This is a genomic window from Psychrobacter sp. AOP7-C1-14, assembly GCF_052376135.1.
Classification (GTDB): Bacteria; Pseudomonadota; Gammaproteobacteria; order Pseudomonadales; family Moraxellaceae; genus Psychrobacter.
The window spans coordinates 115,167-138,956 of record NZ_JBQSVH010000001.1 but is presented as its reverse complement, the minus strand read 5'-3'; the positions used below and the strand labels follow the sequence as shown (position 1 = coordinate 138,956).

The following is a 23,790-nucleotide window of genomic DNA, read 5'->3' as shown; positions in this document are numbered from 1 at the left end:
TCGGTATGCAGATCTATAAAAATATGTTTATTCAGTCGTTTATTTAGCTAACTCGCTTAACCAAACACTCGCCACAATATCCAAAACATCCCTATCATCAAGAGAGCAATCACGAGCAGTCGTTTTAGCCAATAAGGTAGTAGAGATTTCTTATAGCCTAAATCATTTAGCTGATTGTCGACACCATCTTGCAATCCCTTAAAACCTTGGTTTTTCTTGGTAGTCTTAACGCGATTTTTTACCAGTGGCCCAGGTTCATCTTCCTCTTGCTCTCTATCAAAACTGATGGCGCCATTCGGAATACCTTGTTTGCTAGCGATCGTATTGAGTTTTTGTTGTTGCTTTACCTTTAGCTGGGTTTCATAAGCATCAATTCTGCTTTTGGCTTCATCCATGCTGATGTTTTCGTCTGCCGACAAAGTTTTAATAGCCATTACGAGGTTATTTTTTTCGATCATCATAATGACGTCTTTTGGCAACTTTGTATTGACCGATTTTTCGCTAGGGTCGGGGTTAAACATGACTGTCCTTATTACGGCATATAAGTTTGAATGAGTAGTATGCTTATTATAACCATGTTAGATAAGCGATGTTCAAGCAAAAAAATACCGCGGCCACTATTGTGACGGCGGTATTTTATTATTTATCTTTATCAGCATTTCTGCCAATATTTAATAAATTATAGATCTTTCCAACGTTGGATAGATTCTTTGATAACTTCTTTGGCTTCGCTCACGTCACCCCAAGATTCAACAACCGTAGTACCAGCTTTTTTCAGGTCTTTGTAATGACTGAAATGGAACTCTAGTTGATTGATTAACTGTTTTGGTAGGTCTTCTAAGCTATTATAAGCATTACCTGTGTCGCGATCGTCAGCAGGAACAACAACGATTTTGTCATCTACTTCGCCATCATCAACAAACTTCATTACACCGATAACTTTGGCTTTTAAGAAAATGCCAGTCGGTAGTGGCTGTTCAGTCAATAGCAATACGTCAAGCTCATCGCCATCTTCGTCAAGTGTTTGTGGGATGAAACCATAGTTACAAGGCTTGGCAAAAATCTGTGGGTCAATACGGTCAAGCTCAAATACTGCTAATTCGCGATTCCACTCAATTTTATGGCTGCTACCAGCTGGGATTTCTACTACTACGTTGATGATGCCGCCATCTACGTCGCCTGCGTCCAAAATTTTATTAAAATCTGCCATAAAATGCTCCGATTTGCTTTTGTTTTAAATGTTTGAATAAGGGGCCGTGCTAGGGATACAGTAAGAATAGTTGCTGTGTCCGATTTGTACTGCATGCGATTATAACAAGTTTGTAATGAATTTTCTCTTAATGCTTAAGTCTAAGCGTGCAAGATATTATGCAAAAAAAGATTATGCAGAGATAGGCTCAAAACTCACTTGGGTGCGATTGCTCGTAACTCAATCAGTCCAGCATGGCGCTTGGCGATATTATCAATAAGTTTTTGAGTGACTGCCTCATAGCTGAATGAATTACTCGTGTGCTGTTCGGTTTGTGCTTCTGTTTGCATATTAACAAAGTCAGACAGCCGTAGCATTTGCATGCCTGCATAACCACAAGGATTGATGGCGTTAAATGAAGATAAATCACAATTTAAATTAATGGCAATACCATGATAGCTAAAGCCATGCTTAATCTTGAAGCCTAGCGAGGCCATTTTTCCAAGCATAATCTTATTATCAAAAGATTTATTATCTATAGTGGTGCTGTCGTCTGTTGCAGCATTATCGGCATACAGATAGACACCAGGGGCATCACGGCGCGCATGTGCACTGATATTATCACTGTTAGATGGTGAGCTACACAAACAGTCATTGATGACGTCTTCGATCGCTTGCTCAGCGTGAGAGACGAGATTGCGCACACTCCATTTGAGACTGTCCAAATCAAACAACCAATAGATCACTAACTGTCCATGACCATGCCATGTCACCTGACCACCGCGATCGGTCTTGATGATAGGCGTGTCAGTACGCTGTAATATGTGTTCTTCTTTACCTGCCTGTCCAAGCGTGTAGACATCGTTATGATCGACAATCCATAATTCATCAGGCGTACGCAGCCCTTGTTGTTTTTTTAGATCGATACGTTCGAGGGTGCGTGCCAGCATCGCATCGAGAGTAGGGACATAATCGGCCGCTGAGAGAGATTTTCTGACAAGCGTATCATTAAGGAGTTGTGTGTCATTTTGCATGAGAGTATCTGTCTTATTATTATCAAGTTGAAAATAAATAATGCGCATCGGTAGTGTAGCAGTTTTGGCGACTATCGCCCAAAGATATATACTGTCGTAATGTCTGCAAGTGGTGTAAATGCTAATAACACATAGCTTGGCAATAGGCGATGAAATAACAGGTATATAACAGCGCCAAGTGACTCATAGCGGTGCTACTAGTACAAACGCACTAGTTGACCAAAGGTACTGTTCATTGCTCAGTCGATGCGCTACATTAAAGTATGGTAAATGGAATATGATGAAAATGTATGGTCAGAGCAGGTTATCAACGAGCGCACCCGACTAAACAGATAGAGCTTCTAACCAAATATAGTGCAGTGACTACAAACCTTATGACTATGACAAGGAAGGCAAATGACAGATAGTAACCAAAGCGCCCATGAGAAGGCAGTGACCGATACAGGTTTTGAGCTGCAGCGTGTGCCTGAAGCACTAAGTACGGCAACGACTATCGATGAGATGAAAGCACAGTTTTTGCGCTTGCAGATATTAAGTCGTACGCAACCAATCAATGATTGGGGCACTCGTGCAACGCAACTAGACAATCTCGAAGTAATGCTGAGTGATAATCAAGAAAGCTTTGCAAAAGCCATTAGCGCAGACTTTGGCTATCGTAGTCAGTCAGAGACTCAGTTTGCTGAGCTGTTTCCTAGCTTTACTGGTATTAGCCACGCCAAGAAACACGGCAAAAAGTGGATGAAAACACATCGTGCGCCTATTTCAGCATTATATATGCCAGCCCATAATGAAATTCAACCACAGCCATTGGGTGTGGTCGGTATTATGGTGCCTTGGAATTATCCCCTGTATTTGGCAATTGGACCAATGATTGACGCGCTGACTGCGGGTAACAGAATCATGGTCAAGATGAGTGAGGCTGCACCGCAATTTGCTCAGGCATTCGCTGATACCGTTGCTCGTTATTTCTCACCAGATATGATTTGTGTGGTGCTCGGTGAAGTTAAAATTGCCGCCGCCTTTAGTGAATTACCGTTTGATCATCTGCTATATACAGGATCGACTGCGGTAGGCAAAAAGGTGATGGCAGCAGCAGCGCCTAATTTGACACCAGTGACGCTTGAGCTTGGCGGTAAATCACCAGTGATTGTACTAGATGATGCCAATCTAGAATCTGTTGTCAATCGAGTAATGATGGGTAAGACGCTAAATGCTGGACAGACATGTATTGCGCCAGATTATGTCTTGATTCAGCGTCAGTATCATGATCAATTCATTCAGCTGGCAAAAGAGTGGATGACCAAACACTATCCTAATATTGAAGAAAATCCAGACTATTCTCGCATCATTAACAGTGATCAGTTTAAACGGGTAAAAGACTATTTAGATGCTTTAACAGATGGTGAGATGCATGCGCTAACTACCGCCGAGGCCAATATAAAGACCCGTCTCATGCCACCAGTCATCGTCAGCGAGCCTGCGCCTGATAGTGAACTCATGCAAAACGAGATTTTTGCTCCGATTTTGCCGCTGATGCATTATGAGACGCTTGATGATGCCATTTACTTTGTGAATTCGCGCCCAAGGCCATTGGCGCTATATATATTTAGTGATAACTATAGCAGTATCGAAAACGTGCGCAAAAATACGGTCTCGGGTGGTCTTTGTATCAACGAAGTTTTGATACATGTTGCTCAGCACGACTTGCCATTTGGTGGTGTGGGTGACTCTGGTACAGGTGCCTATCATGGTAAGGCTGGCTTTGAACGCCTCAGCCATATGAAGCCAGTATTTGTACAAACCAAACTTAATGGTCTAAATTTATTGTTGCCGCCTTATGGTGGATTGTTTAAAAAGGCGATGGCATTATTCTTAAAATAATGATTTTTAAAATAACCGCTCTTAAAAGAATTTTTTTTGAAATAAACATTCTTGAAGTAGACGTTTATTGTAGTTACAAAGGTGAGTAGTGACCTTTGTCAATCGATATCATAACCAATAGCACCCATCCAGATAGGTGCTATTTTTTTGTCTAAAACATTGATTGCTTAAATATGGATCTCTAAAATTCAGAGCGACTTACCATAAGAGTGGTATCAAGATTGTCGCAAATTTATCCAGTGCATTGGTCGACAAATAAGCATTTGTCATCACTTCTAGAAGTCGTTACACTTTGTAGTAAGTCCAAACAACAGTAGATAGTAGCTGAATGGTTCATAGATAGCATTGGTAATATCATCTATCGACATTTAGCCGTTTTTCTTTAGTTCTATTGTTTCAACAGTAATTTTATACCGATACAACATGATAATAGGAAAGCGTATGCGCCAATGGATTGCTTTAAGCTTACTGTGTATGAGCGCATTACTAATGCCTGTATCGGCTTCTGCCGCGTGTGAGTCGCCGATTAAATTTGGGGCACTAACTTGGGAGAGTGGGCAATTTACTTCCGGTGTGCTCAAATATATAGTAGAAGATGGGTACGGCTGTACGGTAGAAGAAGTACCAGGAGCCGGTCCTGCACTTGATACCGCGTTATCACAGAACGATATTCAGGTCATCGGGGAGCAGTGGATTGGACGTTCGCCAATCATGGAAAAGGCCATTGAGCAAAATAAAGTGGCTGTCATTGGCGATACGCTAAAAGGCGGTGCAACCCAAGGATGGTATGTTCCAAGGTACGTCTTGGAAGAGAACCCAGGACTGCGCAGCTATCAAGATTTACCTAAATATACTGAGCTATTTAAAGACCCTGAAGATCCTAGTAAATCACGCTTTATGAACTGTCCCTCTGGTTGGACTTGTGAGATTTTCAACACACGTTTGCTAAAAACTACTGGTTTAGACAATCTCTTTAACAACGCACATCCTGGTACGGGTGCTGCTCTCGATGCTGAAATCGCTTCCGCTTTTGAACAGCATAAGCCACTGCTGTTCTACTACTGGCAACCCACTGGGCTAATGGCAAAATATGACCTTGCGCCACTAGAGTTTCCAGCTCATGAGGATGAATGTTGGCAAAACTTACTGCTCGCCGATGGTAAGATGGACTGTGTGTCAGGATTTCCCGTATCACCATTAGGTATTGCCGTTTCTACGCCATTTATCGAATCCAACCCTGAATTAGCAGCTGTCTTTGAAAAAGTGCAATTTACCTCTAATGAGCTAAATAGTGCTATCTTGGAAATGAGCGAAAGTAAACGCACTGGCGACGAGCAAGCCCTGGTGTTTTTACGTGAAAACCCAGACGTTTGGCAAGCGTGGTTATCCGATGAAGCAGCGACTAATCTATCTACTAAGTTAGGCCTTAGTTCAACGGGTGCTATCGATACAGAGACAGCTGCATCAAACACCAATCAGTCAGCGCTATCATCAAGCTTTCCTTCATGGTCGCTTGAGACACCACTCAATAATGCTTTAGCAAGCGTCGTTCAAAACTATGGCGATGTATTCCGTACTATTAGTACGATAGCCCTTACTTATCTGCTACTACCTATTGAGCGGTTATTAACCGTTGTTCCACCTTGGCTTATTATTGCATTTGTGACCGTGCTTGGTTGGTTTGGTGTCCGAAAAATTTGGTTTGCGCTGGCATGTGGCGCAGGATTGTTTTTGATAGGTGCTTTTGGATTATGGGGCGCACTGATCGATACTTTAGCGCTGCTTATCGTATCGGTACTGGTTACGGTAGTGATTGGTATTCCTATTGGTATCGCTATGTCAGGTAGCAAGCTACTACGTAAGCTAGTGACGCCAGTGCTAGATGTCATGCAGACGATGCCGAGTTTCGTCTATCTCATACCAGTGCTGATGCTGTTTGGTATTGGTAAAGTGCCTGCGTTATTTGCAACCGTCATTTATGCGTTGCCACCCTTGATTCGTTTGACAGCATTAGGGATTGCGCAAGTTAACCATGAAATGGTTGAGGCAGGACGCTCTTTTGGTAGTACTCATCTACAGTTACTCGTTTGGATTAAACTACCACAAGCATTGCCCAGTATTATGGCAGGTATCAATCAGGCCGTGATGATGTCGCTGGCTATGGTGGTATTGGCCTCAATGATTGGTGCTCCTGGGCTTGGGGAAGACGTATTGCAATCTATCCAAACGCTCAATATCGGTCAAGGCTTACAAGCAGGTACGGCTATCGTTATCATTGCCATTATCATCGACCGTATCACGCAAGCATTTGGTCAGGGTAAGCGTACTCGTCAAAAAACCATCGAAGCAGGTAGACGTCCGATTGGATAGAAGTTTATTTTTTGATGGCATGCGACTGAATCCATGGTAATCGACCACCGTCATAATAATAAAAACCACGTGAATAATGAGAGCAATGATGAATCATATCCAATTAAAAAATATCAGTAAGATTTATAATGCCAGTAGTACGCAAGCACAGTCTGCATTGGCATTACTGGCTGAGGGTATGGATAGCATTAAGGTAAAAGAGCAAACGGGCTATTCAGTTGGTCTCTATGATATCAATCTAGATATCAAGGCAGGTGAGTTGCATTGCATTATGGGACTGTCAGGCTCCGGAAAATCAACGCTGATACGCCATATTAACCGCTTGATTGATCCAACCAGTGGCGAGATATGGGTAGATACTGCTCTGAATAGAGACCGTGCGACTCATACCACAACTGATAGGCAATTAGCGACAGATAATGTCAGTACGGTAGTAGAAAAAAGCTCTTCTACAGCTATTAATATCTTAGAGCTTAACGACAAGCAGTTACAGCAGTATCGTCAGCAGACAGTCAGTATGGTTTTTCAGCATTTTGGCCTAGTGCCACATATGACGGTTATACAAAATGTCGCATACGGTCTGCGTGTCCGAAAAATGAGTGTAAATGAGCGACATGAAACAGCTCGACATTGGCTTAATGAAGTGGGGCTATTAAATCTGGAAAACAGCTACCCTGATGAGCTCTCAGGCGGTATGCAGCAGCGCGTTGGTCTAGCTCGTGCCTTAGCGACGGACAATCCAATTCTGCTAATGGATGAAGCGTTCTCTGCACTTGATCCGCTCATTCGTGCCCAGTTGCAAGACCAGCTACTTGAATTACAAGAGCGATTGAACAAAACCATTGTGTTTATCACTCATGATATTGATGAAGCAGTCAAAGTAGGTCAGCGTATCAGTATGCTAAATGGTGGTCGACTCATACAAACGGGTACGCCGAGCGAGTTGCGACATAATCCTGCTGATGATTATGTCGAGCAGTTTATGAGCGCAAAAGCGTAAGCCTTGATGACCACCTACGAATAGATCTTCTAGAGTAACTTGTGTGATATCTTTATGAAGGCGTAAGTAATCGCAATCATTTTACTGGCTTTTTACTATCGTTTTGCTACAACCAAAAGTGAACTCTGAAATAAATATCAAACTTCGTTATACTGAACGATTTATCGATGGCTCACAATGAATAAGCGTGTATTGTTTGTCGTTCATATATGATGTCGCTTTGTCTATCAAATGACGTTTGTTTTTTATTTTTGCACTTTTAAGGCCATAGCATGACTGTTTCTTATGCACCTATTATTACTTCATTGCTTGATAATGATTTGTACAAATTTACGATGTTACAAGCCATGCTACATCAGTTCCCACAAACACACGGTGTTTACCGTTTTCGCTGCCGCAATAATAAAGATGCAGCCTATCCATTGTCTGACATCCAAAAAGATCTAGAGCAGCAACTAGACAGCTTATGCGAATTACGCTTTTTGCCAGATGAGCTAGAATACCTACGTAGCCTACGCTTTATTCGCTCAGATTTTGTGGACTATCTAGAGCTATTTAAATTAAAACGCCGTTTTATTACGGTAAGTACAGACGATAAAGGTCGCTTATTTATTGATATCGAAGGGCCGATGATTCAAGCGATGTTCTTTGAAGTATTTGTACTGGCTATCGTTAATGAGCTGTATTTTAATGCGCTCTCTAATGATAGCGTGATTGAAGAAGGACAACGTCGTCTTGATGAAAAAGTGGCGCTATTGCATCAGTATGCCGAAGAGCAGACTAGGTACGGTCAGGATACGCCGCCATTTATCGTCGCTGATTTTGGTACGCGTAGGCGCTTTAGTCGATGCTGGCAAGCACATGTAGTGGAGACACTACATAAATCCGAGCCAAAGATAGTCGGTGGTACATCAAACGTTTATTTGGCCAAGCAATTAGGAATGACGCCAATAGGCACTATGGCGCATGAGTTTATGCAGGCATTTCAGGCATTAGATGTGCGCCTACGTGACTCACAAAAGGCCGCGCTTGAAGCGTGGGTGCATGAGTATCGTGGCGACTTGGGTATTGCATTAACAGATGTAGTCGGCATGGATGCTTTTTTGCGTGATTTTGACTTGTATTTTGCCAAGCTATTCGACGGTCTGCGTCATGATAGCGGCGACCCATATATCTGGGGTGATAAGGCGATTGCCCATTATGAAAAGCTAAAAATAGACCCAAAGACAAAGATTTTGACCTTTAGTGATGGGTTAAATTTAGAAAAGGCGTGGGAGCTGCATCAATACTTTAAAGGTCGCATTAGAACCAGCTTTGGTATTGGTACCAATTTGACCAATGATATGGGCATTACGCCGATTAATATCGTGCTCAAATTGATAGAGTGCAATGGTCAGCCAGTTGCCAAGCTGTCTGATAGCCCAGGCAAGACCATGATCAATAACGACACGTATCTTGCCTATCTGCGCCAAGTCTTTGAGGTAGACGAACCAGAGTAAACCGAATATCAAACTGTTGCGTTGCCAAATGAGATTGATGTGCTTGGTTTGACTAATCAGCTGCTATCTAGTGGCTGTTTTCTATTTAACTATCAATACTGCTGGTAGATTTTTCTTCGGCAAAGGCTGCATCCAATGCTTGCTGTACAGCATTGATACGAGTTTCGCAAACACGATAAGCGGCAATCGACTCTTCAACCGTTGTCATTAAATTATCAATGTCAGGTTCGTCTTGTTGCTGTAATTCAGCCGCATTGGTTTTTAAGATATCATAAGCCGCCTTAAAGGTTTTTGGGGTGGCTTTTTTGCGGCGGCGAGTAGGGGTAGTCATAAAGCTTCCTAATTTTTAAAAGTAAGATAAGTAATCGTTATATATTATTATGTGGTTAAGTTAGAGTGTCTGAGTTTTCCGGCGCTTTTTGATTCGTATTGACATCGATAATCTGCGCTTTTGCGTTGCCGTCTTTTAAAATGATATTGACGGTTTGTTCAGCAGACAGTTGAGTGCTACTGGTGAGTGTCTGCTTGTTTTGAGCATCTGTGAGCATGGTGTAACCTTGCTTGAGCACGCGAGACGGTCGATGTAATAGTACAATATCACGTAGATGTTCGCTATCACGCTGTGCTTGCACAATTTGCTGCTGCGCGTTTTGCATGATTGACGCTTGATAACTTTTGCTATTGGTAGCGGCTTTTGCGAGTTGTTGATGCGCTAAGGTTTGCGTTTGCGTGTATCGCTCAGCCGTCAATCTGCCTGCTTGCTTTACTTGACGCTGGGCACTTTGTTGAATACTACGCCATGCATAATCACTGTCTTTTCGTAGAGCGGTGAGTTGTCCAATCGTTTGCGACTGTATTTGGCTCAACTGGCGTGCGGTTTGTTGCTCAGCAATATTTAGTTGACGCTGAGCCGCTTGCTTGATTTGTGCTTGATATTGTAGCGTCTGAGTGACGAGCTGAGCCAAATGACTATGGATAGCAGCAATCACCTTTGAGGGTGTGTCAAAGCTGGTATGCGCCACTTCATCTAAGATGACTTTGTCACGCTCGTGACCGATACCCACCCAGACAGGGACGGGCTGCTCAGCAACCAAAGCTGCCAACTCATAATCATTGAGATAAGCCAAATCACCAACCGCACCGCCGCCACGAATAATAACCAACAAGTCTGGTAGACGCTGATAAGCATCGTAAAACTGCTGCTGGGCGCTAACGATGGCTTGGCGGATTTCAGCGGGCGCATGATTACCCTGAAAAGTCGCATTATGATAGTGGAAGTGACAGGCACCTGTACTGGCTAAGCGATCGGCATCGGCTTGAAAATCACCCAATCCAGCTGCCTTTTCAGGGGCGATGACCAGCACATGCTCAATATCAAAAGGGGCAGGTAGCTGTTGATTAAGATGTAATAGCCCCTCACCTGTTAAGCGGTCGACCATTTCTGCATATTGCCGTGCCAAATCGCCTAGCGTATAGCTGGGGTCGATATCTTCAATGGTGATTGAAAAACCGTACTGGGTATGGAACCCTGCCGATACTTTGAGGAGTACGGTCAAGTCACGCTCAAGCGGCATACCGGTCGCGCGTTCAAACTTGGCTAATACACGAGCAGCTTTAAAGCGCCAGAGATTGCCACGACAACTGGCGACTACTTTGCCATCGTCGTCTTTTTCTGCCAGTTCAAAGTAGTAGTGACCACCTTTACTCGACAGATTACGGATTTCAGCCTTTACCCATACACGGTGGTCAAAAGTTTGTTTGATGACCATCTCAACCGCTGATAAATAATCGCTTAGACGTAGGACCGTATCCTCTAAATGGTCTTCTTGCTCAGCGAGTTCAGCCTCTAGAGTTTCCAAATCTTTGGCAGGTGTTAATACTTTGGCCTGTTTAATATTTGAAAGATTGGGTTTGCGCATAATATTAGACCAAAGATAATGAAAATATAAAAACTGACGAAGATGTGCTGAATACGATAGCGCATAGTTTAACTCAAAAAGGAAAGTACAAAAAGCGAAGCCAACAAGCTTTGATTGATATATTATCTATATCGCAGTTTGTTGGCTACTTGATGAGTGGGTATGGTATGTCGTTTGTTAGCGAACGGATTGTTAGCCTAGTTTCATCTACAGGCAGTTGTTGTTATTGGCAACGGAAGTTAATGTTGTATTCATAATCATCGCCACGTGACAAATCTGGTGTACCTGTGCCGAAGATTGAGCCAACAACAGCACCTACTTGGCCAACCATACGGCCAGTGCGTTCGTTCAAGATACCATTGTATTTTGTGTTGTCATCAACGATGATCACTTGCTTGCTTCGACAAGTCTTTTGAGCACTATCGATCGCATTTTGCTGTGCTTTGACTTTGGTCTCGGCGATACCAGTTGTCTCGTAGATAGAGTTGGCACGCTGGATCACTGGTGAAGAAGGCGTGCTTTGACAGGCGCTCAAAGCAAGTGCAGCCACTAACGTTGCCGTCAAACTGGCAGTTTTATTAAAAGTATTCATAAACAACTCCTGATTTATATAAACAGAACGTCTTAGCAATAGGCAAAGCTTTATGAAAGTAGCTTATCTAGCTGTTGAATGTCTAGAGCGTTATTGTGTGCTGTATTGCGGGTATATTGCCAATGAATCTTGTAATAGATATAAACCATTTTAAAGCCTCAAGAACAGTAATATTTCAAAAATGCAGGCAACCTTTATTGACCAAAAACAAAACAAGTCGCATCCGTACACAGCAAATCACTTGAAATATAAATTGTATCTAGGATAATTGAGCCATTCATTTTTTATTAATAAGTAATACTATGCAATTGATTCCTGCTCCTGCTGGTGTGCTCGAGGTTGACGCACTGTGGCAAAATGACAATCCTAATGATCCAAATACAGACACTGTGGCGCTGCTGTGCCATCCTAATCCGTTGTTTGATGGTACGATGAATAACAAAGTGGTTACCACCATGTATCGCTTTGCTCGCGACAATGGTATGCATGTGGTGCGCTTTAACTTTCGCGGCGTTGGACAATCGACAGGCGAGCATGATTACGCGGAAGGTGAAGTGGTCGATGCAATGACCGTGCTACAATGGATTGCTGAACAAACCAATGCTCGAAAGCTATGGTTGGGTGGTTTTTCTTTTGGTGGCTATGTCACTGCACGCGTGGCCGAGCAAGTGCTGGAAGCCTCACATATATGGGGATTGGGTGACTTTGAAGTAGCGAGAATAGCTCTGATTGCACCCTCAGTCGAGAAAAATGACAGTACTGATATTAGTTTGCCTTCGGATAGAACCTTTGAGATTTATGGCAATGTGGACGAGGTGATTGAACCTGACAATATGCAAGCATTTGCAGACCGATTGGGTATAGAAGTCAGCGTAGTTGACGGCGCTGGTCATTTTTTCCATGGTCGCTTATCAGAGCTCAAAGGTTTATTAGACAAGCATAGCTTTGGGCAGGATAGCTAAGTTATTCATAGCTAACCTAGCTTGATAGTTTTCGTTTTGATATGGTTTAGCATGGCTTGATAGCGTTATGCTAAATTGCCCTATTACTTTGATATTTATTTAATTCAACGATGAGTCGTATTATGAGTTTATCTCCATTGCAACGTTACGAGAAAGCCGTCAGTACAGATGAGTTTACTCGGGATGAGCAGCAATTTCAGGCCATGAGCTATCTTGATGAGATATACCATCAGCTCATCAATAGCGCACCGCAAAAGAAAGGCTTTTTTGGCTTTTTAAAATCAAAACCTACCGCTCCAACAGGTCTTTATATGTGGGGCGGTGTCGGCCGTGGTAAAACATGGATGATGGACATGTTTTATGACTCGTTGACCATCGAGCGTAAAATGCGTCTGCATTTCCATCACTTTATGCAGCGTGTCCATAGAGAGCTCAACAAGCTGCAAGGTGAGAGCGACCCGTTAGAGAAAGTTGCTGATATTATTTATAAAGAAGCGGTCATCATCTGTTTCGATGAGTTTTTCGTTTCGAACGTCTCTGATGCCATGATATTGGGCGATTTGTTCACTATGCTGTTCAACCGTGGTATTACTTTGGTTGCCACCTCTAATATTGAGCCAGCTGGACTGTATAAAGACGGCTTACATCGTGACCGTTTTATGCCTGCTATTGCGGAAGTTGAAAGTCATACGACGGTAATGAATATCGACTCTGGAATTGATTATCGTCTGCGCGTATTGCAGCAAGCTGAGCTATACGAAGCGCCACTTACTAAGGCGAACTATCATTGGTTGGCCAACCGTTTTGCGAGCTTGTCGAATAATCAGAAAATCAGTAAAGAGCCCATTACTATCAATGGACGAGAAGTGAAAATCAACGCTTGTACCGAAGATATCTTATTCTGTGACTTCCGTCATCTCTGTATGGCGCCGCGTTCAGCCGCTGATTTCATTGAGCTTGCTAAACGATTTAGCACCGTTTTAGTTGACTCTGTGCCAGCGCTAGATGACGACTTGCGTGATCCAACGCGCCGTTTTATTTATCTCGTCGATGAATTTTATGATCGCCGTGTAAAACTATTGGTACGAGCAGAGCAGCCGATTCTAGACTTGTATCAAGGAGAGAAGCTGGCGTTTGAGATTGAACGTACTCGCTCACGTCTGCTTGAGATGCAGTCAGAAGACTATCTACGCATGGATCATCGAGTCGAAGATGTTGCGTAGTTTATTGCTGAGTTGAGGCTGCCTGTGTGTAGCTCTCAACTGCTCTACATCCGTTAAAAAATAAGAAAATAATATTATAAATAATAAGTAGTGACAGATAATAATAAATAAGGATAAAACAATGACTACAGCCGACAATGAAAACAAAGAAATAGAAGACAACAAACTGTCTGTGAAGAACGTAGTAGCGAATGATATCTCATCTACCAGTGATGAGCTGATAGGCTGGATAAATTCAAGACGCAGTATGGGCAATCTAGATGAGCCAGCACCGACACGTGCGCAGATTGAATCTGCCATTGAATGTGCGGCAACTGCACCAGATCATAAAAAATTGCGTCCATGGCGCTTTATCGTGACGCAAGGTGAGGCGCGCCATGAGTTAGGCCATGCCTTGCTCGAAGCTGCCCAAGCAAAAGCGCTACAAGATGGCGAAGCGTTGTCTGAGAAAACCATCATGAAAACTCAAAATATGCCACTGCGAGCGCCGCTAATCATAACGGCCGTGACTCAAATGCAAGAACACAAGAAAGTACCACCTTTTGAGCAGATGCTAAGTGCGGGCGCTGCTGTGCAAAATTTAATCTTGGCATTAAAGGCTCAAGGGTTTAGTACCGTTTGGCGCACTGGGCTGTTATGTAATGAGCCTGCGGTAAAAGCGTATTTTGGCGTAGGCGCAGATGATTATGTGACCGCTTTTGTTTATACTGGCACAAGTCCCAAGGATGAATCCAAACGCAAACCTATCGATATCGAACCGTTAGTTCGCTTCGAGTCGTAATGTAGCTCAGTACTGTCTATTTATAAAATTATAATTTCACAAAGTTGTAATTCAAAAAGAGTAAAGCCAGTAACTGAATACTATATATTCTATTGATAATACGTCAGTCAACACGGATAAAAGAACATGACAAGCCCCAACAATAGTAATAAAAGCAACAGCAGTGCTAACAATGAGACGGACAAAGAGTCGTCTGAAAAACAGAATGGTATGCTTGCAGGTATCTTTGAGCGCGCAACCAAGTCAGGTCTCGGCCGTAAGAAGTCAAACCCTAACCCTGTCGAGTCAGCTGTGGCAAAAGATATGGCGGACATTCATAGCAATCCGACTAAGCTGCGTTTAGCGTTTTTAGGTGGCGGTAGTTTCGGTACTGCAATGGCAAATTTAGCTGCACGTAATGGCTGTGATACCACGCTGTGGGTACGTAATAAACGTACTGTAAAAGCAATGGCGAAAACACAGACCAATAAAAAGTACCTACCAGGCTATAAGCTTGATGATAGACTGAAATACAGCCATGATTTGGCGGCTAGCGTCAAAGATAAAGACATTATTTTTATCGCTGTGCCAGGTTTGGCTTTTCGCGAAACGCTAAAAAGCATCGCGCCTTTTATCAGTGGTCAGTCCATTGTGTCGTTGACCAAAGGTATGGAAAAAGACACTTTTGCGATGATGAGTGACATTATCAAAGAAGTATTGCCAGAAGTGAATTTTGGTGTCATGTCTGGGCCGAACCTTGCTATAGAAATCATGAAAAATATGCCGTCTGCTACGGTTATTGCAAGTGAGTCAGAACCACTACGTCATGCCGTACAAGCAGCATTACACAGTGCCTTTTTCAGAGTATTTGCTAGTGATGATGTGCGTGGCGTTGAGCTTGGTGGGGCGCTAAAAAATATCTATGCAATCGCCATGGGTATGGCAGCCGCTTATGAAGTAGGTGAGAATACCAAGGCGATGATACTTACTCGTGCTTTGGCAGAAATGAGTCGTTTTGGCGTTGAAGAAGGTGCCAATCCGCTTACTTTCTTAGGCTTATCTGGAGTAGGCGACTTGTACGCCACTTGTAGCTCAGAGCTAAGTCGTAACTACCGTATCGGCAATATGCTCGGTCGCGGTATGAGTATTGATACAGCGGTTAAAAAACTTGGTCAGACCGCTGAAGGGGTGAATACCATTCAGCAAGTACATGAAAAGGCGACCAAAGCTGGTATCTATATGCCAATCACTCATGCGCTCTATGCAGTCATTTATGAAGACAAGGCTGCTCTAGGCGTTGCGTTACATTTGATGGAAGCAGGATTCCGTAGTGATGTTGAGTTTGTCATGGCGCATGATCATAGCAATGCAGCACTTACCGCTCATATGAAAACCTCTGGCAGTAATACCAATAGCAAAGATGACGATACTGATGAGTAAGATACATCACAAAAATCAGTATTGCGAGAGTCGAACTTAGCGCTCCAAGGAAGGTTATGAAAATTATATTAGTACGACATGGTCAAGCAGAAGACGAGACACGTCCAGATAGCGCACGTCAGCTGACGGATTTTGGTCAGCAGCAAGCAGCACTAACAGCAGAGTATGTGACTACGCATTATAGACCAGATCGTTTTTTGGTCAGCCCTTATACTAGAGCGCAGCAGACACTATCTGCGCTCCAGTCACGAGCGCCGCATGTAGTCTCATCTGTGCAGGATAATATCACACCCTCTGACGATGCTCGCCAAGCTTTAATAGATATTGGCAATATTGAAGCTGAATGTTTGGTTGTTGTTTGTCATATGTCTATCGTCGCTTATATCGCGGGATTGCTTACAGGCGATTATCCTGAGTCCTTCTCTTTAGCAGAGGCTAGAGTATTTGATATGGAGTTTGTGATGACTGGTATGGCAACGGAAGTTGATCGTTTTGTTCCTGAGCAGCCTTACTAGATTTCTAATATTTTGATGACCGCAGCAATAATTGAGGACACGTTTAGTGTTACATGTTTGGTTACGAGCGCAGCATAGCCCGCTAGCTGTCTGGCACGAAGACGTACAGCAATGGCAATTGGTTGATGGTTGGCAACAGCTGCAAACGATCTATGGTAACTATAAGTCCAATAGCCAAAAGGCGCTTTGTCTATATTTTCCCTCAGGTCATGCATTGCAAGTGGACACGGCGCTCAACACTGCTCAACTTAAGCAGCTCGGTAATAGTGGCAAGCAATACTTATTTGAAGAAACCTCACTAACGCCTGTTGAGCAATTGACTATTCGCCAATTGAGCCATACTGATATAACGCAACTGTATGCGCTGGCACAAAACGATATCGAATCGTGGCAACAAAGCGCGCAGCTAGCCGGTATGAATATGGTAGCGTTACTGCCAGATTTTTTATTGTTGCCACCGCCAGAAGAGGGCGCAGGTCAGCAAATAACCCTTTATCAAGATTCGCAAACTATGCTGCTGTGCCAATCATTGCATCAGGGAATGGCTGTCAGTTATTTGCCGTTAATCTTTGAACGTTTCCCGCATTTGAGTGAGGTAATGGTGCAGCCGTCTATTGAGGCACCTATTGACACATCGGTTGACTCACCAGATTCCCTATCGTCAATGGATTTAATGGCGAAAACTAAAGCATTAATTGCCGAACATCAGCTATTGCTGACGACTCTGCCTACAGTACCTAAGCCAATTGACAATCCCGAACGTCACGCGCTTAATTTCTTTATTAAATCTACTGATTCACAATTATCACCATACCTACGGGTGGCGATGATGGTTGCGCTATCGGCGTTAGTGCTGCAAATGGCAACCGACGGTGTGCAATGGTACAAGTACAATGAGGCGACCGCCACAACCAAAACTGCAATTGCAGCACAGTATCAGTCTTGGTTCGCCGATGAACCACTGAGTACACGCACTAAACTGCAAGTACAGCTGCAACCAAAACTGCGTAGCGATAGCCAAGCGCCTGCACCACATATGGAGGCACTGTCACGAATATCACCATTAATTAAGCAGTCCTCAATGCATGCACAGTCACTAGTCATGCAACCATCAGCGCTTAGTTTTACCTTGATTGCTCCAGATCGCGGTAGTCTTGATAAATTCACAAGCACACTGGTAGCACAAGGCTTAAATGCCAAACTTGCGCAAGTCAATAGTAACGAGCAAGGTCAGTTTAGTGGTCAGGTGACTGTCAAAGTGATAGAAAACAATATTGCAGAAAGCAGTGACATTGCAAATAATGCGGCAGCGTCGTAACTCATCAAGGTATTGGTAATAAAGGTCAAAAAATGAAACGATTACAGCGCCGTACCAAACGTAATGCAGCTGTCTCTGCAACCAACACTAAGGCTCAAGTATTCTCAGAGCGTATGAACAGTTATCAAGATGTATTGACGACACGCTGGCAAGCATTGCCTCCACGTGATCAGCTAGCACTAGCTATATTGTCTGTATTTTTACTGTTGTTTATCGGCGGCTATGGTGGCTATAGTGTTCATCAAGCAGCGAGCGATAGTAAGAATGACTATCAGGAGCAAGTGGCGGATTATTTTTGGTTGCGTGCGCAAGCAGGCGACATTGATAGTAGTGCATTAAATACTAGTAACAACAATACTACTGGAGAGGCTGATATGCCGCCTGCTAGTCGTATCAATGCGCTGCTCAATACCTCGGGTATAGCAGATGCTCAGGTGGTTGCGACTGGCGATGCAGTGCAATTGAGCTTTACGCATCCTAGTCAAGCGGTCGTTAGCACTGCGCTGGGTAAGCTTGAACAGCAAGGCTGGCAATTCACACAGCTGTCTATGCAACAAGACACGACCAACAAATCTATTCAGGTGCAAGCAACGGTCACTCCCTAAAATGTCTCAGGCTGCGATAGAAATTTTGAATACTTGTATCACTGTGTGCTTAGTACGCGACACTCGTTACTCGACAGCAAAATAATGCTTGATCGTTGGTATCATTGAAAAGCGATTTATCTGGCTCCATTAAACAGTTAATCATATATCTATTGAACAAAAATATTACCAGTAAGGAAAACCTCACATAATGCGTGACAGTATCAGCAACGATAAGCGCCGTTCTTTAATCACTTATAACCACATTACCTATTTTTTATATGTGATCAGCTATTTTACCGCTGGTCTATTATGGGTTGTGCCGATTGTCATGAACTATGCCAAGCGCCATGATGCTAGTGGTTCGTGGTTGGCCACGCATTTTGATTGGCAAATTAAGACTTTTTGGTACAGTGTTGTTTGGTTTGTTATTGGCATTATCCTGATTACTTTTGCACTAGGCGGCTTTGGCGTTAGCGTATTAGCAGACAGTGGCAATATCGCTATTGGCTCGATATTGTTGGCTGGACTTGGTTTGCTCATTATGACCTTTACTTTTATCTGGCATTTATATCGAATTATACGTGGGTGGATTGCATTGACTGACGGACGTCCAGTACCATAAGTGCTTATCAAGATCTTTTAGGTTAATGCTTTAGTCTAAACGCTGGTCGTTTATCGTTATTCATAAGAGACTCACCAGCATTGGTTACCGCTCAAATGTAGAAATTTAGCGACTGAAACTTTGCTCTTATTTCTGTTAAGCTGATATAATCGCTGCGCTCGATTTCATTCGCATTTTTTATTCACTATTGCTTCCAAGCAGGGTCTGCCATCACTATGTCTTATGCCTTACTTCGTCCTTTTTTATTTAATATGGATCCCGAACACGCCCATGAGATGACGCTATCTTTATTGGATAAAGCGCATAAAGCACGTGTTTTAGGCTTGGCGTATGGTCAGTCAATGCAACCGACAGACTGTATGGGTCTGCAGTTTTCTAATCCAGTCGGTCTGGCAGCAGGTCTAGACAAAAACGGCGATTATATTGACGCGCTGGCTGAGCTGGGATTTGGTTTCATAGAAGTAGGTACAGTCACGCCAAGACCGCAAGTAGGCAATGACAAGCCAAGACTGTTTAGAATCAAGCAAGCAGACGCGATTATTAATCGTATGGGTTTTAACAATGAAGGCGTCGATTATCTGATTGAGAATGTCAAACGCTGTAAGTATAAAGGCAATATCGGTATCAATATTGGCAAAAACGCCGACACGCCGGTAGAGCAAGCCGCTGATGATTATGTGTATTGCTTGGAGCGTGTGTATCCGCATGCCTCGTACATCACGGTCAATATCTCATCGCCAAATACCAAAAACCTACGTGACCTACAAAGTGGTGAAGCATTGACTCAACTGATGGATACGATTAAAAACCGCCACAGCCAGTTAGCTACCGAATATGGTTTTTATGTTCCATTGGTGCTTAAAGTGGCTCCAGACTTAGAACCATTACAAGTTGATTATATCTCGCAGCAATTAATAGATTTTGAAATTGATGGTTTGATTGCGACCAATACGACATTGAGCCGCGTAGGTGTCGAAGATTTGCGTGATGGTGATCAAATGGGTGGTCTGTCAGGTCGTCCTGTAAGCCATATTAGTACCCAGATTTTACAACAGTTCTCTGATCAGCTAGATGGTAAAGTCGCTTTGATAGGTGTGGGTGGTATCGATAGTGGTACCAAAGCTGTTAAAAAAATCGAAGCAGGTGCAGATATGGTACAGCTCTATACGGGGCTTATCTATCGTGGTCCTGGGCTGGTACAGTCTTGCATTCAGGCAATCGGTGGCTATTACGATGCCATGGAAAGCTAATCCAATGAACAAGATAATAAGGCGTAAAGCATGAGTGGTTTAGATATTGTGATTGCTATTGTTGTCTTGATTGGTTTGTGGCGTGGCTTTCAACTGGGATTGATTAAAACAGCAATAGGCTTGGTAGGTTGGTTTATTGCCCTGATTGCTGCTACTAGCCTCGCAGGAGTAGTGTCGCCTCAATTAGCTGACATCGTACAAAGCCCTGTGCTGCAAATGGCGATGGCCTTTTTATTGGTAGTGATTGTGATACTGGCAATCATGCACCTGATGGCTTTCGTGATATCAGGCATACTTAAAACTTTACGCTTGGGCATCTTGGATAAAATGGCAGGCGGCGTACTGGGCGCTGCCAAAAACGTACTGATGGTCTTAGTTGTACTGAGCGTCAGTGCGCCATTGCTGGTACAGATGCCGCAATGGCAGACCTCAGTGTTGGCGCCTGAGCTGATGCCATATGCACCGATGGGCAAGGCTTTAGTAACAGAAGTGTTGGGTATGGCGTGGGATCAGGTCAATCAGTCGTAATTTTACGGTTGCCTATTATGCTATCTAAGTGTTCAATATTTTACTTCTTTTTATACTTCTAAATATTTGCACGTGTCACTGATAATCACGAACAGATTATCGAAAAATCTCGTTAAGTTTCTTACAACATCATCAGGTTAGCGGCGGGCGGCAGTGAGTAGTTTTAGCAACATACTGTCGTGAAGTTTGCCGTTATTGTCGTACTAATGTATGAGTTAAAATAGGATATAGCTATTATGTGTGGAGTCATTGGAGTTGCAGCTCACGAACCAGTCAATCAGATTCTTTATGACGGTTTGACGATGCTACAGCATCGCGGGCAAGATGCAGCAGGTATTGTTACTTTGCAAGATGGGCGACTCTATCTACGTAAAGAAAATGGCATGGTACGTGACGTATTTATGAATCGTCATATGATGAAACTGGTTGGTAAGTTCGGTATCGGTCATGTGCGTTATCCAACAGCTGGTACGTCTAGCAGTGCTGAAGCTCAGCCATTTTATGTCAACTCACCTTATGGTATTACCCTTGCACATAATGGTAACTTGACCAATGCTGAGAGTCTGGCCAAATCTTTGTATATCGAAGATCGTCGCCACCTTAATACTGATTCAGATTCTGAAGTGCTTTTGAACGTACTAGCTCATGAGATGCAGAATCTAGGCAAAACCCATCCAACCGCTGATGATATCTTTGAAGCAGTAAAAGCTGTTTATAGACGCTGTGAAGGTGCTTATGGTGTAGTCGCACTGATTACTGGTCATGGCTTGCTGGCATTCCGCGATCCAAACGGTATTCGCCCACTTATCTTCGGTAAGCGTATGGCACCGAATGGCGGTACTGAATATATGGTTGCCTCTGAATCAGTTGCATTGACAGGTTCTGGCTTTACTATCGTTCGTGATGTAAAACCAGGCGAAGCAATTTTTATCGACTTGAACCATAAACTGCATACGCATCAGTGCGTAGAGCCAAAAGAATACACGCCTTGTATCTTTGAGTATGTTTACTTTGCTCGTCCAGACTCGATTATAGACAACATCTCAGTTTATAAAGCACGCTTACGTATGGGTGAAAAGCTGGCAGACAAAATTCTTGCTGAGTGGGGCGAGAACCATGATATCGACGTGGTCATTCCAATTCCAGATACGTCGCGTACTTCAGCGATGGAGCTGGCGCTAAAAATGAACGTCAAATACCGTGAAGGTTTTATGAAAAACCGCTACATCGGTCGTACGTTTATTATGCCAGGTCAGCAGCAGCGCAAAAAATCAGTTCGCCAGAAACTCAGCGCTGTGCCATTAGAATTCAAAGGTAAAAACGTACTATTGGTTGATGATTCTATCGTTCGTGGTACAACTTGTCATGAAATCATTCAAATGGCACGAGATGCCGGTGCTAATAAAGTATTTTTTGCCAGTGCTGCGCCACCAGTGAAATTTCCAAATGTATACGGCATTGATATGCCAGTACGTAGCGAGCTTATCGCTTCAGGTAATAGTGTTGAGGAAGTACGTGATATCATCGGTGCAGATCGTCTGATTTTCCAAGATTTGGATGATTTGATCGATGCAGTAAAAGATACCAAACACAGCCGAGTGGAAGGTTTTGATTGTGCGGTATTTAACGGCTGCTATATCACTGGCCAAATCAATGAAGCGTATCTTGATCACCTGCAAGAGCAGCGTAACGACACCGCCAAAACTGGTAAGAAAGGCGTACAAATAGTGGCTGATACTCCAGTGGATATGATGGGTGTAGAAGAGCTTTAAGTCGTATTAAAGACATTATTCTAAAATAAGAAAAAGCTAGATTCTGCATGGAATCTAGCTTTTTTATGTTTGAAATATAGCTAAAGGTACTAATGTTTATATAAGTGAGCGAAGTAGTTTTAACCTAAGAACCTGCTAAATAACCAAAATAGACCATTGATAGCTGCAATGCCGACAACCATACTGACTAAAAGCTGACGGCTAATATGGTAGGTAAATAACACCAAAATAAGCGCGCCAACCTGTGCCATCAATAGGTGCAGTTCGGTGTCATTCAAAGTGACAGTCGTCGATACGTCTTGATAGGAAAGACTCGTCAAAATAAGCAGTACCATCACGGACAACGGTAAGCTCTCGTTCAACCGATGTAGCCAAGGTGTGTCTAGTAGCTTTTTAGGTATCAGTGCAGGTAAGGCACGAGTGATAAAGGTCACTGCTGCCATGGCAAGCGTAGCAAAAATAAGATAACTACTACTCATAAGATTCTCCCGTCTTTTGACGTTCTATCCAAAACCCACGTACTAAAATCATGAACATACAGATAGTGATGGCTATTAGTAGCAACCAGTCGCTGGTAAATAGCGAAGCAATGATTAAACCAAGCACTGCAATACCAATTGGGAAGTAGCGTTTGATACTTTGAAATTGCTCATAAGCGAGAATTGCAAATAGACATACTAAAGCAAAATCTAAATTTGGCACCAAGTCACTAAGCGTACTGCCAATAATTACGCCAACCGTACTCGCAAGTACCCACCAGCTTTGGTTAAATAGACTGATAGGTAGTATAAGCGCTCGTCGCGACTCATTAGGCAAGCTTGTCATGATCGAAAAAGTCTCGTCAGTTAATGCAAACAGACAATAGGTCTTGGCCAGTTTGTTTTTTGGTAGATACTGCAATAACGGCATACCGTAGAATACATGGCGCAGATTAATCGCGGCAATATTGGTGGCCATATTGCCAATCGGTAGACCAGCGCTTAGCATCGGCAGACAAGCATACTGAGCAGCACCAGCATACAGGACAATGCTGAGCATAATCGTTGCCCATACAGGGACACCAGCCACTTGTGCGAGCACACCAAAGGCAATACCGGCAGGTAAATATCCCATAGCAACTGGCAAGCTTTTCTTAAAGCCCTCAGCCCAGCGGTAGCGGTTTTCACGCTGATGACTTAATTCATTTGAATGAGTATTCACATGACATCCTAAATTTTTCTTATGGTATTGTTATCAATCTATAGATTTAAAAATTATTGATTCAAACTGTATTGCTGCAAAAGTAAAAAATGACCTTAGTAAAAGTGATTTATCGAAAATCGATAGAAC

General features: G+C 43.1%; 23 protein-coding genes. 15 read left to right on the top strand and 8 right to left on the bottom strand.

Going from position 1 to position 23,790, the window contains the following annotated elements:
* Positions 1 to 56: 56 nt before the first annotated feature.
* The 3 genes from ACT3QN_RS00560 to lipB form a co-directional block, all read right to left on the bottom strand.
* A complete protein-coding gene (locus ACT3QN_RS00560) occupies positions 57 to 521 on the bottom strand; it encodes a hypothetical protein (RefSeq protein ID WP_444521980.1) in 465 nt (154 codons plus the stop codon).
* 158 nt (positions 522 to 679) lie between these two features.
* On the bottom strand, positions 680 to 1,210 hold the full coding sequence (locus ACT3QN_RS00555; RefSeq protein WP_290177799.1) for an inorganic diphosphatase: 531 nt from the start codon (positions 1,208 to 1,210) through the stop codon (positions 680 to 682).
* 194 nt (positions 1,211 to 1,404) lie between these two features.
* Positions 1,405 to 2,223 (bottom strand): lipoyl(octanoyl) transferase LipB, encoded by an 819-nt coding sequence (lipB, locus tag ACT3QN_RS00550; protein WP_444521981.1) that lies wholly within the window; start codon positions 2,221 to 2,223, stop codon positions 1,405 to 1,407.
* Between the two features lie 396 nt (positions 2,224 to 2,619).
* Between lipB and ACT3QN_RS00545 the strand changes: the two genes are divergently transcribed.
* The 4 genes from ACT3QN_RS00545 to pncB all read left to right on the top strand — a co-directional run bounded on the left by ACT3QN_RS00545 (position 2,620) and on the right by pncB (position 8,973).
* Positions 2,620 to 4,104 carry a coniferyl aldehyde dehydrogenase gene (locus ACT3QN_RS00545; protein ID WP_444521982.1) on the top strand — a complete coding sequence of 495 codons (1,485 nt, stop codon included), beginning with the start codon at positions 2,620 to 2,622 and terminating at the stop codon, positions 4,102 to 4,104.
* 441 nt (positions 4,105 to 4,545) lie between these two features.
* Positions 4,546 to 6,474 (top strand): glycine betaine ABC transporter substrate-binding protein, encoded by a 1,929-nt coding sequence (locus ACT3QN_RS00540; protein WP_444521983.1) that lies wholly within the window; start codon positions 4,546 to 4,548, stop codon positions 6,472 to 6,474.
* An 88-nt stretch (positions 6,475 to 6,562) separates the two neighbouring features.
* Positions 6,563 to 7,474 (top strand): ATP-binding cassette domain-containing protein, encoded by a 912-nt coding sequence (locus tag ACT3QN_RS00535; RefSeq protein WP_444522130.1) that lies wholly within the window; start codon positions 6,563 to 6,565, stop codon positions 7,472 to 7,474.
* Between the two features lie 272 nt (positions 7,475 to 7,746).
* Positions 7,747 to 8,973 carry a nicotinate phosphoribosyltransferase gene (gene pncB / locus ACT3QN_RS00530; protein ID WP_444521984.1) on the top strand — a complete coding sequence of 409 codons (1,227 nt, stop codon included), beginning with the start codon at positions 7,747 to 7,749 and terminating at the stop codon, positions 8,971 to 8,973.
* A gap of 85 nt (positions 8,974 to 9,058) precedes the next feature.
* On the opposite strand, the gene xseB is transcribed toward pncB, so the two are convergent.
* The 3 genes from xseB to ACT3QN_RS00515 all read right to left on the bottom strand — a co-directional run bounded on the left by xseB (position 9,059) and on the right by ACT3QN_RS00515 (position 11,484).
* The gene (gene xseB, locus ACT3QN_RS00525; RefSeq protein WP_444521985.1) at positions 9,059 to 9,304 is read right to left on the bottom strand and encodes an exodeoxyribonuclease VII small subunit; all 246 of its coding nucleotides are present in this window, start codon (positions 9,302 to 9,304) and stop codon (positions 9,059 to 9,061) included.
* Positions 9,305 to 9,359: 55 nt separating this feature from the next.
* Complete coding sequence (xseA, locus tag ACT3QN_RS00520) at positions 9,360 to 10,892, bottom strand: exodeoxyribonuclease VII large subunit (RefSeq protein ID WP_444521986.1); 1,533 nt, start codon at positions 10,890 to 10,892, stop codon at positions 9,360 to 9,362.
* Between the two features lie 223 nt (positions 10,893 to 11,115).
* Complete coding sequence (locus tag ACT3QN_RS00515; RefSeq protein ID WP_444521987.1) at positions 11,116 to 11,484, bottom strand: hypothetical protein; 369 nt, start codon at positions 11,482 to 11,484, stop codon at positions 11,116 to 11,118.
* A gap of 302 nt (positions 11,485 to 11,786) precedes the next feature.
* Here ACT3QN_RS00515 and ACT3QN_RS00510 point away from each other — a divergent pair, with 302 nt between their 5' ends.
* The 11 genes from ACT3QN_RS00510 to purF all read left to right on the top strand — a co-directional run bounded on the left by ACT3QN_RS00510 (position 11,787) and on the right by purF (position 22,461).
* Entirely contained in the window at positions 11,787 to 12,446 is a 660-nt protein-coding gene (locus ACT3QN_RS00510; RefSeq protein WP_444521988.1) for an alpha/beta hydrolase, read from the top strand.
* 122 nt (positions 12,447 to 12,568) lie between these two features.
* The gene (gene zapE, locus ACT3QN_RS00505) at positions 12,569 to 13,669 is read left to right on the top strand and encodes a cell division protein ZapE (protein ID WP_444521989.1); all 1,101 of its coding nucleotides are present in this window, start codon (positions 12,569 to 12,571) and stop codon (positions 13,667 to 13,669) included.
* Between the two features lie 121 nt (positions 13,670 to 13,790).
* The gene (locus ACT3QN_RS00500) at positions 13,791 to 14,450 is read left to right on the top strand and encodes a nitroreductase family protein (RefSeq protein WP_444521990.1); all 660 of its coding nucleotides are present in this window, start codon (positions 13,791 to 13,793) and stop codon (positions 14,448 to 14,450) included.
* Positions 14,451 to 14,576: 126 nt separating this feature from the next.
* Positions 14,577 to 15,869, top strand: a complete 1,293-nt coding sequence (locus tag ACT3QN_RS00495) for an NAD(P)H-dependent glycerol-3-phosphate dehydrogenase (RefSeq protein ID WP_444521991.1) — start codon at positions 14,577 to 14,579, stop codon at positions 15,867 to 15,869.
* Positions 15,870 to 15,925: 56 nt separating this feature from the next.
* Positions 15,926 to 16,384 (top strand): phosphohistidine phosphatase SixA, encoded by a 459-nt coding sequence (sixA, locus tag ACT3QN_RS00490; protein ID WP_444521992.1) that lies wholly within the window; start codon positions 15,926 to 15,928, stop codon positions 16,382 to 16,384.
* A gap of 46 nt (positions 16,385 to 16,430) precedes the next feature.
* Positions 16,431 to 17,702 carry a type II secretion system protein GspL gene (gspL, locus tag ACT3QN_RS00485; RefSeq protein ID WP_444521993.1) on the top strand — a complete coding sequence of 424 codons (1,272 nt, stop codon included), beginning with the start codon at positions 16,431 to 16,433 and terminating at the stop codon, positions 17,700 to 17,702.
* A gap of 32 nt (positions 17,703 to 17,734) precedes the next feature.
* A complete protein-coding gene (gene gspM / locus ACT3QN_RS00480) occupies positions 17,735 to 18,307 on the top strand; it encodes a type II secretion system protein GspM (protein ID WP_444521994.1) in 573 nt (190 codons plus the stop codon).
* 190 nt (positions 18,308 to 18,497) lie between these two features.
* Complete coding sequence (locus tag ACT3QN_RS00475) at positions 18,498 to 18,911, top strand: DUF4870 family protein (protein ID WP_444521995.1); 414 nt, start codon at positions 18,498 to 18,500, stop codon at positions 18,909 to 18,911.
* A gap of 215 nt (positions 18,912 to 19,126) precedes the next feature.
* Positions 19,127 to 20,161: a quinone-dependent dihydroorotate dehydrogenase gene (locus tag ACT3QN_RS00470; protein ID WP_444521996.1), complete on the top strand. Its 1,035-nt coding sequence runs from the start codon at positions 19,127 to 19,129 to the stop codon at positions 20,159 to 20,161.
* Positions 20,162 to 20,191: 30 nt separating this feature from the next.
* Positions 20,192 to 20,689 carry a CvpA family protein gene (locus ACT3QN_RS00465; protein ID WP_444521997.1) on the top strand — a complete coding sequence of 166 codons (498 nt, stop codon included), beginning with the start codon at positions 20,192 to 20,194 and terminating at the stop codon, positions 20,687 to 20,689.
* Positions 20,690 to 20,925: 236 nt separating this feature from the next.
* Positions 20,926 to 22,461, top strand: a complete 1,536-nt coding sequence (purF, locus tag ACT3QN_RS00460) for an amidophosphoribosyltransferase (RefSeq protein WP_444519654.1) — start codon at positions 20,926 to 20,928, stop codon at positions 22,459 to 22,461.
* Between the two features lie 119 nt (positions 22,462 to 22,580).
* On the opposite strand, the gene ACT3QN_RS00455 is transcribed toward purF, so the two are convergent.
* Positions 22,581 to 22,940: an AzlD domain-containing protein gene (locus ACT3QN_RS00455; protein ID WP_444521998.1), complete on the bottom strand. Its 360-nt coding sequence runs from the start codon at positions 22,938 to 22,940 to the stop codon at positions 22,581 to 22,583.
* The gene (locus ACT3QN_RS00450; RefSeq protein WP_444521999.1) at positions 22,933 to 23,661 is read right to left on the bottom strand and encodes an AzlC family ABC transporter permease; all 729 of its coding nucleotides are present in this window, start codon (positions 23,659 to 23,661) and stop codon (positions 22,933 to 22,935) included. The genes ACT3QN_RS00455 and ACT3QN_RS00450 overlap by 8 nt, the downstream gene beginning before the upstream one ends.
* Between the last annotated feature and the right edge of the window lie 129 nt (positions 23,662 to 23,790).

Bases quoted from the DNA above. Each gene is read 5' to 3' on its own strand.
- ACT3QN_RS00500 (WP_444521990.1), top strand. From the start codon at position 13,791: ATGACTACAGCCGACAATGAAAACAAAGAAATAGAAGACAACAAACTG.
- ACT3QN_RS00475 (WP_444521995.1), top strand. From the start codon at position 18,498: ATGCGTGACAGTATCAGCAACGATAAGCGCCGTTCTTTAATCACTTAT.
- ACT3QN_RS00455 (WP_444521998.1), bottom strand. From the start codon at position 22,940: ATGAGTAGTAGTTATCTTATTTTTGCTACGCTTGCCATGGCAGCAGTG.
- ACT3QN_RS00560 (WP_444521980.1), bottom strand. From the start codon at position 521: ATGTTTAACCCCGACCCTAGCGAAAAATCGGTCAATACAAAGTTGCCA.
- ACT3QN_RS00540 (WP_444521983.1), top strand. From the start codon at position 4,546: ATGCGCCAATGGATTGCTTTAAGCTTACTGTGTATGAGCGCATTACTA.
- xseA (WP_444521986.1), bottom strand. From the start codon at position 10,892: ATGCGCAAACCCAATCTTTCAAATATTAAACAGGCCAAAGTATTAACA.
- ACT3QN_RS00535 (WP_444522130.1), top strand. From the start codon at position 6,563: ATGAATCATATCCAATTAAAAAATATCAGTAAGATTTATAATGCCAGT.
- purF (WP_444519654.1), top strand. From the start codon at position 20,926: ATGTGTGGAGTCATTGGAGTTGCAGCTCACGAACCAGTCAATCAGATT.
- ACT3QN_RS00515 (WP_444521987.1), bottom strand. From the start codon at position 11,484: ATGAATACTTTTAATAAAACTGCCAGTTTGACGGCAACGTTAGTGGCT.
- gspM (WP_444521994.1), top strand. From the start codon at position 17,735: ATGAAACGATTACAGCGCCGTACCAAACGTAATGCAGCTGTCTCTGCA.
- ACT3QN_RS00495 (WP_444521991.1), top strand. From the start codon at position 14,577: ATGACAAGCCCCAACAATAGTAATAAAAGCAACAGCAGTGCTAACAAT.
- ACT3QN_RS00470 (WP_444521996.1), top strand. From the start codon at position 19,127: ATGTCTTATGCCTTACTTCGTCCTTTTTTATTTAATATGGATCCCGAA.
- zapE (WP_444521989.1), top strand. From the start codon at position 12,569: ATGAGTTTATCTCCATTGCAACGTTACGAGAAAGCCGTCAGTACAGAT.
- ACT3QN_RS00545 (WP_444521982.1), top strand. From the start codon at position 2,620: ATGACAGATAGTAACCAAAGCGCCCATGAGAAGGCAGTGACCGATACA.
- sixA (WP_444521992.1), top strand. From the start codon at position 15,926: ATGAAAATTATATTAGTACGACATGGTCAAGCAGAAGACGAGACACGT.
- ACT3QN_RS00465 (WP_444521997.1), top strand. From the start codon at position 20,192: ATGAGTGGTTTAGATATTGTGATTGCTATTGTTGTCTTGATTGGTTTG.
- pncB (WP_444521984.1), top strand. From the start codon at position 7,747: ATGACTGTTTCTTATGCACCTATTATTACTTCATTGCTTGATAATGAT.
- ACT3QN_RS00555 (WP_290177799.1), bottom strand. From the start codon at position 1,210: ATGGCAGATTTTAATAAAATTTTGGACGCAGGCGACGTAGATGGCGGC.
- xseB (WP_444521985.1), bottom strand. From the start codon at position 9,304: ATGACTACCCCTACTCGCCGCCGCAAAAAAGCCACCCCAAAAACCTTT.
- ACT3QN_RS00510 (WP_444521988.1), top strand. From the start codon at position 11,787: ATGCAATTGATTCCTGCTCCTGCTGGTGTGCTCGAGGTTGACGCACTG.
- lipB (WP_444521981.1), bottom strand. From the start codon at position 2,223: ATGCAAAATGACACACAACTCCTTAATGATACGCTTGTCAGAAAATCT.